This window comes from Aeromonas sp. R4-1 (assembly GCF_040908325.1).
GTDB classification, from domain to species: Bacteria; Pseudomonadota; Gammaproteobacteria; order Enterobacterales; family Aeromonadaceae; genus Aeromonas; species Aeromonas veronii.
The window spans coordinates 1-15203 of the sequence record NZ_JBFODM010000012.1 but is presented as its reverse complement, the minus strand read 5'-3'; the positions used below and the strand labels follow the sequence as shown (position 1 = coordinate 15203).

13 protein-coding genes are annotated in these 15203 nt (G+C 43.7%); all 13 read left to right on the top strand.

Annotated elements, in window-relative coordinates; all coding sequences use genetic code 11:
- Positions 1 to 111: 111 nt before the first annotated feature.
- The 13 genes from AB5Y90_RS01210 (at position 112) to AB5Y90_RS01150 (ending at position 15164) form a co-directional block, all read left to right on the top strand.
- On the top strand, positions 112 to 1359 hold the full coding sequence (locus tag AB5Y90_RS01210; protein WP_368166433.1) for a lipopolysaccharide biosynthesis protein: 1248 nt from the start codon (positions 112 to 114) through the stop codon (positions 1357 to 1359).
- Between the two features lies 1 nt (position 1360).
- Positions 1361 to 2749: a hypothetical protein gene (locus AB5Y90_RS01205; RefSeq protein ID WP_368166432.1), complete on the top strand. Its 1389-nt coding sequence runs from the start codon at positions 1361 to 1363 to the stop codon at positions 2747 to 2749.
- Positions 2750 to 3853 carry a glycosyltransferase family 4 protein gene (locus AB5Y90_RS01200; protein ID WP_368166431.1) on the top strand — a complete coding sequence of 368 codons (1104 nt, stop codon included), beginning with the start codon at positions 2750 to 2752 and terminating at the stop codon, positions 3851 to 3853. It begins immediately after the preceding gene.
- A 629-nt stretch (positions 3854 to 4482) separates the two neighbouring features.
- Positions 4483 to 4929 (top strand): hypothetical protein, encoded by a 447-nt coding sequence (locus AB5Y90_RS01195; RefSeq protein WP_368166430.1) that lies wholly within the window; start codon positions 4483 to 4485, stop codon positions 4927 to 4929.
- Between the two features lie 356 nt (positions 4930 to 5285).
- Positions 5286 to 6035 (top strand): glycosyltransferase family 2 protein, encoded by a 750-nt coding sequence (locus AB5Y90_RS01190; RefSeq protein ID WP_368166429.1) that lies wholly within the window; start codon positions 5286 to 5288, stop codon positions 6033 to 6035.
- 134 nt (positions 6036 to 6169) lie between these two features.
- Positions 6170 to 7360, top strand: coding sequence for a sugar transferase (locus AB5Y90_RS01185; RefSeq protein WP_368166428.1), 1191 nt, complete (start codon positions 6170 to 6172; stop codon positions 7358 to 7360).
- On the top strand, positions 7360 to 8244 hold the full coding sequence (gene rfbD, locus AB5Y90_RS01180) for a dTDP-4-dehydrorhamnose reductase (RefSeq protein WP_368166427.1): 885 nt from the start codon (positions 7360 to 7362) through the stop codon (positions 8242 to 8244). Before AB5Y90_RS01185 ends, rfbD begins: the two co-directional genes overlap by 1 nt.
- Entirely contained in the window at positions 8241 to 9185 is a 945-nt protein-coding gene (rfbA, locus tag AB5Y90_RS01175) for a glucose-1-phosphate thymidylyltransferase RfbA (protein WP_368166426.1), read from the top strand. Before rfbD ends, rfbA begins: the two co-directional genes overlap by 4 nt.
- Positions 9186 to 9197: 12 nt before the next feature.
- Complete coding sequence (gene rfbC / locus AB5Y90_RS01170) at positions 9198 to 9737, top strand: dTDP-4-dehydrorhamnose 3,5-epimerase (protein WP_368166425.1); 540 nt, start codon at positions 9198 to 9200, stop codon at positions 9735 to 9737.
- A 63-nt stretch (positions 9738 to 9800) separates the two neighbouring features.
- On the top strand, positions 9801 to 10859 hold the full coding sequence (locus AB5Y90_RS01165; protein WP_323940070.1) for a Wzz/FepE/Etk N-terminal domain-containing protein: 1059 nt from the start codon (positions 9801 to 9803) through the stop codon (positions 10857 to 10859).
- A gap of 91 nt (positions 10860 to 10950) precedes the next feature.
- The gene (locus AB5Y90_RS01160) at positions 10951 to 12681 is read left to right on the top strand and encodes a Wzy polymerase domain-containing protein (RefSeq protein WP_368166424.1); all 1731 of its coding nucleotides are present in this window, start codon (positions 10951 to 10953) and stop codon (positions 12679 to 12681) included.
- Positions 12682 to 13398: 717 nt separating this feature from the next.
- Positions 13399 to 13809, top strand: a complete 411-nt coding sequence (locus tag AB5Y90_RS01155; RefSeq protein ID WP_005344269.1) for an H-NS family nucleoid-associated regulatory protein — start codon at positions 13399 to 13401, stop codon at positions 13807 to 13809.
- Positions 13810 to 14076: 267 nt separating this feature from the next.
- Positions 14077 to 15164, top strand: a protein-coding gene (locus AB5Y90_RS01150) for an IS3 family transposase (RefSeq protein ID WP_368166423.1) whose coding sequence is annotated in 2 segments (ribosomal slippage) — positions 14077 to 14329 and positions 14329 to 15164 — 1089 coding nt in all. Because the reading frame shifts where the segments join, the coding sequence is not laid out codon by codon here.
- Positions 15165 to 15203 lie beyond the last annotated feature (39 nt).

Sequence of the window (15203 nt, the reverse complement as noted above, 5' to 3'; positions counted from 1 at the left end):
GGATTTTAGTCTTAAGTTCTCATCCTGGATACACAGTTCAGTAAGTATCGCAGCCCTATTTTGAAATCCTTATGAAGTCATTCAACGTTATTTAATTTTTTTGGCCATTAGATGATGCTAAACACTGACAGGATATATAATTTACTTATTAAGGTTCTCATTTTATCTTCAAAGTTCATATTAATAATTGTCTTAGCAAAAAAACTAGAGGCCTATGAATTAGGGCTATACGGCCTCATACAGTCCATAATAGTTTATTATATGTATTTCTGTGGTTGTGATATATATACGTATTCTACAAGAGAGTATATAAAAAATAAGGATGAGGCAATATTAATTAAGCATGCCAAAACTATTCTTTTCCTTTCTTGTTTAGGGCTAATATTTGCAGTTATTTTTCTTGAGGGGATGGAGGGCGTTTTTGAATACATACCAATAATATTGGTTCTATGTATTGTTGAGCATTATAATCAAGAAGTTGGTCGGATATTGATCGCAAAATCACATCAATTAAAAGCAGGGTTTCAACTATTCATAAGGACCGCTGTATGGTGCTATATAATAGCAATTATATCGGGCTTAAATCTTGTTGATTTGAATTTACATTTTGTGCTTGTTTTATGGGCTACATTTAGTTTTATTTCTTTGTTTTACGGCCTTTTTATTTTATTTAAAGTAACAGATATTAATTTTGAAAGAATAGTAAACGTAAAGTTAACTACTAATTGGTTAGCTAAAGCACTTAAAGCTAGTCTTGTGTTCTTTGTTGGAACGCTTGCTGTTAGAACTATATTTGTACTAGATAAAACTTATTTTGAATACAACAACCAACTGAAAGACATGGGTGTTTATGTTTTTTACTCTAGTTTTGCAGGGGTATTATTGTCTTTCTGTGACTCAGCTATATTTCAGTTTTCATATCCGAAACTAATTAGCTATCGAAAAGACGGCTTAAATAAGTTAATGAAAAATGAGATGCTGAAAATGTTGGCTCAATGTTCTTTAATATTTATCTTGTTTTCCATAGCATCTTATTTATTCCTCGGATATTTGATTAATTATATTGGACGAAATGAATACATTAATAATATTAATTATTTCTGGTGGCTACTTGTAATTAATTTCATCCTTGTATGCTCAACTGTTTTTCATTACGTCATTTATGCCTTTAATTATGACAAATCTATCATGTTCATCAGTGTAATTAGTTTACTCTCTTTTATAACTATTTTAATTATGGGTTATTTTTATAATGTATCGGTTATGCAAACTGTTGTTTTCGGAGTTTTTGTTTCTACCGTTATTACGTGTGTTATGAAATTAATGAAATTGCGAAGCGGTTTTCAAAGAGACTTTTAGTATGAAAAAAATTGCCATTCTAGTTAACACTGCTGCATTTTCTAAATATTATATAAAGTTAGGTGAAGCTCTTATAAATAAAGGACATGAAGTCAAGTTTCTTGTCATCAATAAATTTTCTAGAGACTTATATTTTTCGTCTGATGATTTTGCTCATGTTGTAACTTGTTGTGATGATGAGTATTCAGTAGATGACAGCTTTCGATTACCAGATTCTATCTTATCTTGGGTAATGCATCCTGATTACGATAGAGGTTGTTACTATGGCTTTGAGAATGAATTCAAGCAAAAAAATGGTATTTTTAGGGTAAAAAAGTTATACAAGTTTCTAGAAGAGAACTTACAGCTTTTCAAACCGGATTATATCTTCTATGAGAATGTATCAAACTGTTATGCACTACTTGCTGCTGAAATATCAACGGGCTTGGGTATTAAGTATCTAGGGTTGACGGCATCCAGATTACCAGGAAAGTCATATTTTTCTATAAAAGGTAATGAAATTAAATGTTTAATAAACAATAAGATTAGGGATGATAAGTTCACGGAAGAAGATATTAAATATGCTACTCAATATTTAGATAATTTAGTTTCGATTCAGCCTGATTACATGAAGTTTAATGGATTATCAAAAGTATCCTTAAGCTCTGTCTTGAGTAAGAAGAGACCAGATTTTAATAGCTTAATCACTCATTTGAGACATCGTAGAAGTGTTGGCATTCAAATGGGGATTCCAATGAAATCTTCCATTAAGTATAGACTGCGTGACATTTATAGAATATTTAATAGAAAACGAATAAATAAATTTTATCATGACGGTGATATAGAGTTTCATTCTGGTATGAAATATTATTTATACCCTTTGCATTATCATCCAGAATCGTCAACATCATTACTTGCTAAGTATTACAATGAGCTTGAGTTAATTAGGAATATTGCATTCTCTTTGAGGGAGAATGAGTATCTAATTGTTAAGGATCATATTTCTGCTAGTGGGTTCGAAAGTTATGATTATTATAGGAAGATATCAAACCTGCCTAATGTTATATTTGCTAAACCGGAGATTAATGTAAAAAATCTCGCGCTAAATTGCAATGCAATTATAACTCTTACAAGTACTGTAGGTTATGAAGGTGTGCTACTTAACATACCTGTACTATTGTTCGGGACTGTTTTTTATGAAGACCATCCCCTAGTAACGAGGATGCATTCTTATCATGATATCCGCCAGAAATTGGATAGTATAGATAAGGATAAAAATAATTATTACAATTATAATTTAAAGTTTGTTGCTGCATATAATAGTTCATGCTTTGATTTTTCTTTAGATCTTCGAGATAAAAACACAAGTGAAGGCATTGATGTACTAGTAGACGTAATTTTGGAGCAATAGATGAAGTTGATGTTTATAAATCATGCAATGCACTGTGGTGGTACAGATCGCGTTGTCCACTCACTTTTAAGTATTCTTGGAAGTGACAAGAATTTAGACTTAAATTGTGAGCTAGTTACAGTCAGAAGTGAACAGGAGGATTTCTTTGAGGTTCCAAGCTATATCAAACGGTATTCACTAGGTTTTTGCAAAGACGATAAAAAATTAAGCGGATTGTCTTACTTCACTCTGGATAATATAAATTTAGTTTATAAAATGAGGAATATTATAAAAAGTTCCAATCCTGATTTTGTAATAACGAACTGGACCTCAACGAACTGTCTTACTCTTTTATCTACCATTGGTTTGAATAAGAAAGTAATAGCTTATGAGCATATACATCATGACTTACCCAGTTTTATCTGGAAATGTGTCAGAAGAGTTCTATATCCATTCGCTTATAAGGTTTTGGCTCTTACTGATTCAGATCTTCAAAAATATAAAAGATATTGCAATGTAGTTAAGGTGATTAATCCTGTTTCTATATTAGAAAATAACTCTGACTCTTCTTGGGTATTCAGTAAAGTAACTGAAAGGCCAAAATATATTATTGGTGTGGGTCGGTTAGAGTTTCAAAAGGGTTTCGATTTATTAATTGATGCATTTTCACTTATCTCTGAAAAGGTTCCTGAATGGAGATTAAAGATCGTAGGTGATGGAGTCTTAAAACATGAACTCCAAGAAAAAGCAATAAAACAGGGAATTGCTGAAAAGATAGAATTTACTGGGGCAGTAAGAGATGTGACCCACCATTATCTATCGTCACAGATATTTGTATTGTCATCCAGATTTGAAGGGTTTGGTCTAGTTATTGTTGAAGCTCAAAATTGTGGGAATGCCGTCATATCTTTTGACTGTCCAACTGGACCATCAGAAATTATTAATAATAAAAAAAATGGTGAGCTTGTTGAGGCTGAGTCGGTAAAAAAACTTTCAGAATCTATATATAACCTTATATCATCACCTGATGAGATTAATAAATACTCATCAGCTGGGAAGGTAACCTCTTTAAAGTATGGCCAGGATAGTATAAAAAACATATGGATGAACGAAATTTTAAAATAAATCCAAATGTAACTATATCTGTTTTTTTGGTTATATGCATCTATATATCCAACATATTTAGTTATGTTTCAAATTTCGAACAATACAAAATATACCTCTTGTCAATAAGATATGTTGCGGCTTTTCTTATTATATTTGCAGTGTTTTCAAACATAAATAGATTATATCAGTACAAATTCTATTTCGCAGCTTGCATATTACTATTACCCTCATTTTTATTTACTGAGAACACATTGCATCTAGATCTTGCAATGTTGATTTTATTTTCCTTATCTTTATACATTTTCTCAAAAGGTTGCTTCCATTCATACTTAAGTATTGTTGCTATTTTTTTAATGTTATTCTTTGGCTGCTTTATATACTTCACATTAGTCGGAGATATTGACAATCAAGTTTTTAAACAACCTAGCACTCATTATTTCGAGTTTAAATATTCATTAGGATTTGTTAATCCCAATGTAATATCAATGCTGATGTGTACATTTACAATAGTGCTTTTAGTATATAAAAGATACTTCATTTTTTTATTGTTCTTTTTTGTTTTTTCTATTTCCTCTATATGGTTAGGATCTCGAACATATATATTGGTGCTGTTGTTTTCATTATTCACTGTATTTTTTAAAAAGCAGATGATGAAGCTTAACTTCATTGTAATTCTTGCACTAATGTTACCAGTTTTGATATCTATCTTTCTGTTCTTAAACTTTCAAAAAGATGTCATCTTGGTACTAGATTCATTTTTAAATGGAAGAATATATTCTTTTTATGGACAAATTGAAGCTCTAAGTGTTGGTAATTTCATCCTTGGTTTTGGTCATGTCGGTAAAATTGATGGAGCATATTTCAACCTGATATTATCATTTGGTTTGATTGGGTATTTTATATTCGTGGGTATCATAATTTATATTTTGAAAATAGCTAAACATGATGTTAAGCTTTACTGCTTACTTTTGAACTTCTTATTTGTTTGTTTTTTTGAAAACATCCTTACAGTGAATTCAATTTTGACTGTTCTGCTTATATATCAATTTTTTATTGCAAAAGAAGAACATCATATTAGGAAATGGCAAGGATGATTTTCACTATATTACCCTGTAATTTTAACGTTTATTGAAAGCACATGTTTTCTTAAAAGATAATGTGAGTGCTGCGGTATTATGAAAATTTCAGACATGATAATTCAAAAATAAACTCTTTTATTACATAGACTTGTCCGCGATTTTGTAACTGTGATACCGGGCCAAGAGAAATTATCAGCGAAGGTGTTGATGGATTCCTGGTATTGGATGGTGACATGGAGGCATACAAGGACAAATTGGTCTATTTAATGAACTCGGATGATGAACGAAGAAACATGCAGCTCGCAGCCTTGTCTGCAGCAGAACGCTATTCACCCGAGATCATTGTCAAACAGTGGATGAGGTTGATATAAATGCCATTTGAATCAGTGTCTATTATTATGCCCGCATATAATGTGGCAAGATATATAAGGCATAGTGTTGAATCTGTATTGTCACAATCATTTGGCGATTGGCGCCTCTATATTGTTGATGATGCATCAACAGATGACACAGCAAATGTTGTGGCAGATATCCATGATGATAGAATCGAATATATCCTGCTCAAGGATAATGGTGGTGTAGCCAATGCCCGCAATGTCGGCATTCAATCTGCCAAGGGCAAGTATATTGCTTTTCTAGATAGTGATGATCTCTGGGAAGCAAACAAACTGGAAAAACAGATATCTTTGCTGGAGCAAGGGTATGCTGTGGTGTGTGGCAATTACTCTACTTTTCTCTCTGATGACATTGATCGCCCCGTGGCAGTGCGAACCAGTCCGATGGAATTCAGCTACAAGGATATGCTGAACAGCAACCGGATCGGAAATCTGACGGGAATATATAACCGCGAACTGCTTGGCACATTTTACCAAGAGCGCTGTGGGCATGAAGATTACCTGATGTGGCTTGCAATAATGAAGGTTGCAAAAAAGGCTGCCTGCGTTCAAGACATCGTTGCTCGTTATAGATTTAGTTCAAACTCATTATCAGCAAATAAATTGACCGCAGCAAAATGGCAGTGGCATATCTATCGGCACAAGTTGTTGTTAAGTTTGCCAGATAGTTTGTATCATTGGCTCAGCTATGTCGTCATCGCGTTGAAAAAACGAATTCGCGAGTAGAATTAGAAAGCTATGTATTTATTTGACCTTTATTTCGATCTCTGGGGGTAACTTTGTCCTTTCAACGCCGTCACTCACGCTGGTATGAGCGTGTGTTATTCAGCCCTCCTGCCTTGTTCATCTTCGGGGCTTTGTTGGCAGTTTGTCTACCTGCCATCGAGCGCTGGGGCTGGGGATTCTGGGAGGGACTCAATGCTGTCAGGGTCAACACCCTTGTGGGGGCTTTCGTTGCGTTTTTGCTGACCGGGATAGTGCTGCATCGCTTTCTACGTTATCCGGGCGCCAGTCCGGTAGCCTACATGATCCCGACTGTTACGACGCTCTATGGCTCTCTGGTGGGCTTTCTCTTTTTTCTGCGTTTACCCTACAGCCGTCAGGTACTATTCGAGTCGTACATGGTGGCTTTGCTCTGCTGCTGGCTTGCCTATTTTATTGGTCGCCGCTACCGGACACCCAAATATGCCTTGCTGCCTTTTGGCGACTTTCAGGCCCTGACCCGGCATGCTTGTGTGGAATGGCGTCTGCTGGACAAACCTGATATTGGTGCCGTGCGTTATGATGCCGTTGTGGCAGACCTTCGGGATGAGAAGCTGGCGGGGGAGTGGGAGCGCTTCCTGGCGCGCTGTGCTCTGGCTCATATCCCTGTCTATCACATCAAGCAAGTCAGTGAGACACTCACCGGGCGGGTGAAGATCGACCATCTGCACGAAAACCAGCTGGGCTCACTCTTACCATCGCCCATTTACGCCTTTGTTAAACGAGGCATGGACATGCTGGCCGCGTTGATTGCGATACCGCTGTTCTCGCCCTTGATGCTGGTAACGGGGATCCTCATCAAGCTGGAGAGCCCGGGCCCGGTGATGTTCCTGCAAAACCGAGTGGGGAAGGGCAACAAGGATTTCTGCATCTACAAGTTTCGCAGCATGTGCAAGGATTCGGAGAAGGCCGGTGCCCAGTTTGCTCAGGACGGCGACATGCGCGTCACCCGGGTGGGCAAGGTGATCCGCAAGCTGCGCATCGACGAGCTGCCGCAGTTCTTCAACGTCCTCAAGGGGGACATGAGCCTGATTGGGCCGAGGCCGGAGCAGCGCACCTTCGTCGATCAGTTTGAGCGGGAGATCCCCTTTTACATGTATCGTCATATCGTGCGGCCGGGGATCAGCGGCTGGGCTCAGGTGGTGCACGGTTATGCCGCCGATGCCGATGATACCCGCATCAAGATCGAGCACGATTTCTACTACATCAAACATTTCTCCCTTTGGCTTGATGTCTTGATCGTCTTTAAGACAATTAAGACTATTCTCACCGGTTTTGGTGCCCGTTAATGAGTATTGCCTTGCTTGGCACGGGCCAACTGGCCCGCGCCCTATCACTTGTAAGTCACAAGGCTTGTCGCCTGATTATTTCTCTGCCAAGATCGTATTATCCGCAGGTTGATGACGATTTATTACAGGGGGCATTGGCGCGCTATAGCCCCAAAGTCATCATCAACGCAGCTGCATACACAGATGTAGCAGGTGCAGAGCAAGAGCCGGAACTTGCGATGGCGGTCAATTGTGATGGTGTCGCGCGGCTAGCTGAATTGGCCAAGCAACATAATGCCTTGTTGGTCCATTTTTCGACGGATTATGTGTTTGGTGGTTCAGGTCATCGCTCATGGAGGGAATCTGACAGACCTGCACCGTTAAATGTCTATGGCCAGAGTAAGTTGGCGGGAGAGCAGGCTATTTTAGCCAGCGGTTGTCGCCATTTGATCATTCGTACCAGCTGGCTGCATAGCCCATGGCGCGATAATTTCCTCAAAACCATGTTGCGTGTGGCACAAAGCCGCGATGAATTGCGAGTGGTATGCGATCAGGTTGGGTCGCCGACCTCGGCGATGATGCTGGCTGAGATGACACTGCTGGCTATAGAAAGAGTATTGGGGGAGCCCGAACTGGGTGGGCTCTATCATGTGGCTGCCTTTGGTGCAGTCAGTTGGTTTGATTATGCCCGTTTCATTTTTAGCGAGGCATATGCGCTTGGTCTGATAGACAAGGTGCCGGATCTTAAGCCCATCACAAGTGAGGATTATGGTGGAGTGGTAGAACGTCCACTTAATTCTCGGCTCGATACCCAGCTTTTTCAGCAGACGTTTGGTTTGCTCTTGCCGGATTGGCAGCAAGGGGTTAAATCAACACTTCATGCACTATTACAGGAGCGGCAATGACGTATTTATTATGTGACAACCCCTCTCGTAAAGGGGTCATTTTGGCGGGGGGGGCTGCCACACGTCTCTATCCCGCCACGCTGGCAGTGAGCAAGCAATTACTGCCTGTCTACGATAAACCCATGATCTATTACCCCTTGTCGGTGTTGATGTTGGCCGGGATCCGCGAGATCTTGATTATTAGTACGCCTGCCGATCTGCCACGCTTTCGCCAACTGTTGGGGGATGGTAGTCAATGGGGGCTAATGTTCTCTTATGCCGAACAACAGGTATCGGCAGGGGTGGCGGAGGCTTTGCTGATTGCTGAACCCTTTATAGCGGGTAAGTCTGTTTGTTTGATCTTGGGTGACAACCTGTTTTATGGTGCCGAGCTGCCAGTGCTATTACGCCAAGCGATGGATGATGTGCAAGGTGCCAGGGTGTTTGCTTATCGGGTCGATGATCCGACCCGTTATGGGGTGTTGACGCTGGATGAACAGGGTGGGGTGTTGGCTATCACTGAAAAACCGGTCAATCCGGCCAGTCATTATGCGGTGACCGGTCTCTATTTTTTTGATAAGAATGCCGTTGAGTTTGCTAGGCAGTTAACTCCTTCGGCCCGTGGCGAGCTGGAGATCACCGACATCAACCGTCGTTATCTGGCGCAAGGGCAACTGAAGGTCAGCTTTTTAGGTCGGGGTTGTGCATGGCTGGATACGGGCACCCCGGACAGCTTGCAAGAGGCCGGGCAGTTTATTCAGACCTTGGAAAAAAGGCAGGGATTAAAAGTGGCCAGCCCTGAAGAGATCGCCTGGCGTCAGGGCTGGATCGTGGATGAACAGTTGCAGGAGTTGGCCCAGAGGCTGGTAAAAAGTGATTATGGTCAGTATTTGCTGCGTTTGCTGACCCCTCGCTTTGGCATGACTCATGTCAACCATTCCCCCCTGAAGGAATCGCAATGACAGGATCCCCCCATGATATTTAGCCCCACGGCGCTGGCCGAGGTAATGGTATTGACACCCGAAACCTGGTCTGATCAGCGCGGTTATTTTCGGGAGTGTTTTCGTCAATCGGAGTTTGAAGGTCATTGCGGTCGCCATCGGTTTGTCCAGGACAATGTGAGCCATTCGCTGGGCGGCACCTTGCGCGGCTTGCATTACCAGCGCACTCATCCTCAAGGGAAATTGGTGCAAGCGCTTAGTGGCCGGATCTTTGATGTGGCGGTCGATATTCGTCCAACCTCGGCAAGCTATGGTCATTGGGTGGGTCATATTCTGGATGCTCAGTCGGGTGAACTGATGTGGATCCCGGCGGGGTTTGCTCACGGCTTTTATGTGCTCAGCGCCAGCGCAGATGTTTTTTATAAGTGTACCGATTATTATTTGCCGGGTGATGAAGCGGCTATTCGCTGGGATAGCGCCCAACTGGCGATAACATGGCCGTTATCTGAGCAATTTCCCTTGCTGCTATCTGATAAAGATCGTCAGGCCCCCGATTTCATCGATATGCCTTAGTGCTATCTAGTTGTTGTCAGCCATTTCAATATGGATATTTGAGAAAGAAAAATGAGCGAAAAAATGAGCGAAAAAACGCCGGTTATTCCTAACCAGTGGGTGCAAGCCCCGGCATCAGATGAGATCGATTTACGTGAGCTGATGCTGGTGCTGTGGCGTCAGAAGCTGCTTATTATGCTGGTTACCCTGGTGTTTGCTTTAGGCGGTATTGCGTATGCGCTGTTGGCACCCCAGCAGTGGTCCGCTTCGGCAGTGGTGGCTGCGCCTAAGCCGGAGGACATGACACCGATGCGGAAAGTCTCAAAGCAGGCAACTGCATTGGGTCTTGTCGGTTTTCCCAGCGGAGAAGATCTTTACAAAGAGTTTATTGGTGAGTTCAATAGTTACGAGAATCGCCGTGATTATCTCAAAGCCAGCCCTTTATTCACCGAGGTGGTAAAAAACGATGGCCTGGATGGCAAGGCGCAGGTGCGTTGGTTGCGCGACTGGAGTAAATCGGTGACGGCTCAGCCTGTAGACAAGAAGGGGGAGGCGCCGGGTGTTGAGCTCAAGTTTGCTGCCCCCACCTCCGAGAAGTCGCTGGCAATGTTGGAGGGGTATATTGACTACATTATCAAATTGCAACAAAAGCAGTTGATACAGCGACTCGCTGAACAGCGTGATCTGCAGTTGGATGGCATGAACACGGAGTATCGGATCATGCAGGAGGACACAAAACGTACCCTGCAACAGGAAATAGTAGAATTGGCGATGGCTAACAAAGTGGCCAAAGCGGCCGGTGTCAGCGCGCCACTGGAAAACTATAACGCGCAAGATCGTTTCCTCATTTCGCTGGGTTCAAAAGGTTTGGAAGAAAAGCTGTCATTGCTGAAATCCATCGACCTTGAGGTTTATCAACCCACATTGCAATCTCTGCAGGTGAAGATGGCACGCTTAAAAAGCATCTCTTTGGACGGTATTGCATTTCGCCCTTTCTCCTATCTTGACGCGCCAGATGAACCTCTTAGCCGCGACAAGCCAAAACGTCCGCTGATCGTGGTGTTGGCCACCCTGCTAGGTGGCATGCTGGGGGTGGGTATTGTGTTGGTCAAGCATGCATTTCGTCGACCCGACGAGGCATAATGGGTTTGCTAACGAACGAGAGGGGGGCGATTAGCCCCCTTTTTTATTCTCTTTCTCTGGATATCGGGTGGGCCTAAGGAGCCGGGCGGGAATGTTAACAAGACTCATGATGGTGCTATGCGTACTTTATTGGCTGTGCGGCATGCACTTTTTTATGCACAACCCAGGAGGCGCCGGGCTGTATCTTCCCTTTAACGCATGGGGATGGGTGTTTGCCTCGCTGGCTATTGGATTGGGATTGTGGCAGGTGACGTTACGCCAGCGTTTGGTCTTTTCTACATTACAAGCGGGTTTATGTATAGGATCACTCTTGCTGCTGTTCCCGATGCTCTATCCAGGTTTTGCACTCAAGGATTATGCCATTCCCCGATTGCTGGGCCTTTTTGCTGGTCTGCTGTTTTTGTTTGGACTCTATCAATGGCGCTTTAATCGGCAGCAGCGTGATCGCTTGCTCTATCTCATCCTGATTGCGATCTCGATGGAGGCCGTGCTGGGTCTGGTGCAGTTCTACCTGTTGACGACAGGTAACTGGATTGGCTATGACACCAAAGCCAATCGCCCTTACGGGATTTTTCAACAGCCAAACGTGATGGCGACGTTTATGGCGACTGGGATTGCCCTTGCCATCTGGCTGGAACTGCGTAGAGAGGGTGGTCGATTACTTATGGTGCTGCGCTATGGCGTCATTCTATCTGCAGCACTGCTGCTCGTTGTTTTGCAATCCCGAGTAGGGCAGTTAGGCGGTCTGCTAGCACTGTTTTTACTGATGCCTCAGCTTTATCGACAGCGTTTGCTATGGCGGATATTGGGTCTGGTTATTTTGGCTGTAGCGATTGGCCTGTTATCGCAATATTGGCTGGCTGGAGTAAAACGCGGATTAGAGATCTATCAGTCCGGTGGTATGCGCTCGATTTACTGGCCTTACGCGGCAAAACTGATTGCACAGGCTCCCTGGAGTGGTTGGGGATACGGCAGTTTTGAATCTGTTTTTCTTCATCACTACATGGCTGATAAAGCACTGAATCCGTCCATGGTGCAGATTGAGTACAATCTCGACCACCCCCACAACGAATTTCTCTATTGGGCTGTTGAGGGCGGTATTGCACCCATGGTCGGCATGGTGATCATGGGGGGCGCATTATTATGGCGTCTGGCAAGTGTGCGTTGGGTAAATGCCATGGGACTGCTTGCTCTGGTTACACCGATCTTGCTTCATACCCAGACGGAATACCCGCTCTACCATGCGATCGTGTTATGGTGGTTGTTGCTGACGCTGATTTATATCATCGATACCGAAATTGAAGAGACCAACCTGGCGAGTCAGGGTTTCTCATCATGGTGGGATATGGAGTGCCGCCCATGGCTGTTACTGCGATTTATGGCGATCGCTATCCCGCTGCTGGTCGTTCCCTTTATGCTCACAGCAATTCACACCGCATGGGTAGTCACCAAATATGAACGGGGTGGGTATAAAGAGCCGACTTTGCTACTTGATATCGTCAATCCCATGGCTTGGTTGACCCGAGTCGAGTTTGATGTGAACTCAGTTCGTCTGATGGTGGGCTTGCAGACAAATAACAAGACCGAACTGGAAGCTTATCTGGAGTGGGGGCAGGCATTCGTACGCCATACACCGCGTGCCAACATATACGCCAATATGGTGATCGCGCTTAATGCATTGGGTCGTACAGAGGAAGCCAATGCGATGCGAGCTGAAGCACTTAAGCTCTATCCAACCGAGCCCCTTTTAACTGGGTCTGCTTCACAGGCAGTGATTACCGGTGTTGACCAATCAGGCAAGAATATAACCAAAAATAAATAGTGCTATTTGGATACATAGAAAGCCAGCCCTTAAAAATGGCTGGCTTTTTATTGTTTACCTTCTGGACGGCCAGTATCCGAACAGTCTGTTTTCGGACGCATGCGTCTGTCAAACGGGCAATGAAAAGCATATTTGAAATGTCATTCGTTGTTCTCAACAAATTGATTAATATGTAATTTTATTGGTGGTGCCGAATGGGTTGATAGTCAATTGGGATATCCCCTCATCATCGGGTGAAGGGACAGGCTCTAGGGAAGGTGCGAATAAGTCACCAAACATAAAAATGCGCCCTTGTAAGCATTTGAATTTAATAAACTAAATTTTTCAGTTTCGTTGTGGAGGGTGCTTATTCGCACCCTCCCTAGACATGTTCATTGCTAAACAGATAGGCATAGTCTTGTCACATGATGTTGAACGTATGGTAGAAATGTTCGCTCAGGCTTATAAAGCAGGTTACCGAGTTAGTTTTGTTGGATGCTGAACTGGAAATTAATGAGTCTTGAAATACCGATGTTTCTTGAACACAAGATGGTAATCACCTCTCTACCCAGAAGATCTGCATTCCAGCCAGTTTGTTATTGATAGTGGCAAGCATTCGATCTTGATGGTGAAATTTAAGAAAAAAAGAACGTTAATATAGAAAAACTGTATGTTCTCGCGAATTGTCCATGCTATTCTGAAACGGTATCCCTGTAACCGACTTTTTGTGAGGAAATAATGAACGAGTTTCTGAAAGTTCTGCTGAACATTCGCAGTCTGCGTGCGGCTATTCGTGAGCTGCCGTTTGAGCAACTGCTGGAAGCTAAAGAGAAGTTTGATCTGGTTTACCAAGAGCGCGCCGATTCTGTTGAACAGGAGCGTGCTGAACAGGAAGAGCGTCAGCGCAAGCTGAATGAATTCACCGAAATGCTGCAGCAGGCTGGTATTGATCCTCGCGAGCTGCTGGCGACTGCCGCTGCTCCGGCTGCTGCGACTGGCGCAGCCAAGAGCAAGCGTGCTCCACGTCCGGCTAAATACAAGTACGAAGAAGATGGCCAGGAAAAAACCTGGACCGGTCAAGGTCGTATGCCGAAAGCCATTGCTGCTCAAGTAGCGCTGGGTAAAGACCTGAACGATTTCCTGATCTAATTCGTCAGGTTCAGAGATTGAATAATGCCGCCTTTGAGCGGCATTATTTTTGCCGTTTTACTCGTGGTTATCCAATCTGCCCCTTCGCCCCACTGTTATCTACATCCTCGCTTGTATCCTTTTTACCGTCGTTTCACTTCACTGTTACTTTGCTCAATATCACTCGTTGTTTGCGATTAATTTCGTCGTGCAGGATGGTAATCCCCCCGAAAAACTGGGGTGCTCATAAGTAGAATTTTCTCGTATCTTGAACGCAGGAGGTTCTACATGAAAACATCACGCTTTAGCGATGCCCAAATCATCGCCATTCTCAAGCAAGCCGAGTCCGGTTCACCCGTCCCCGAGCTGTGCCGTGAGCATGGCATCAGCTCCGCCACCTTCTACAAGTGGCGCTCCAAATTCGGTGGCATGGATGCCTCCCTCATGGCTCGCCTCAAAGAGCTGGAAGAGGAAAATCGTCGCCTCAAGAAAATGTATGCCGAGGAGCGCCTCAAGGCCGAGATCATAGCCGAGGCCATGGCAAAAAAGTGGTAACGCCATCTGCCCGCAAGGAGATGGCTACCAAGGCCGTAACGCACTTCGCCATTTCTGTCCGGCAGGCCTGCAACCTCTTCAAGGTCAGTGAAGGCTGTTATCGCTATCAACCCGTGCTTGCCGATGAAAACCTGCTTATTGCGGATTGGTTGCTGCGTATCACCGACAGCCAGCGCAATTGGGGCTTTGGCCTCTGCTTCCTCTATCTACGCAATGTCAAAGGGTTTGGCTGGAACCATAAGCGGGTCTACCGGATTTATCGGGAGCTTGAACTGAACATGCGGATCAAACCCAAGAAGCGACTGGTGCGTGAAAAGCCGGACGCATTGGCCGTGCCAGACAAGCCCAATCAGTGCTGGTCGATGGATTTTATGCATGACCAGCTCAGTGATGGCCGGTCGGTGCGACTGTTTAATGTGATCGATGACTTTAATCGCGAGGCGCTGTGCATAGAGGTTGATTTTTCATTGCCAGCCTCGCGGGTCAAGCGAGCCCTGGAGCAGGTGATCGAGTGGCGTGGCAAACCAGCGATGATCCGGTGTGATAATGGCCCGGAATATATCAGCGAGGAGCTCAAGGAGTGGGCGATGAAACAGGGGATCACCTTGGGGTATATCCAACCTGGCAATCCCCAGCAGAACGCGTACATAGAGCGGTTTAACAGAACGGTGCGTTACGATTGGTTGGCTCATCACCTGTTTGGCACACTGGAGGAACTACAAGAATTTGCAACGCAATGGCTGTGGGTTTATAACCATGAACGGCCCAACATGGCGCTAGATGGCTACACACCGAAACAGCATCTGGCAAAGGCTGCATGACCTCTACTTTTGAATGCTCCTAAAAATGGGGGGATTACC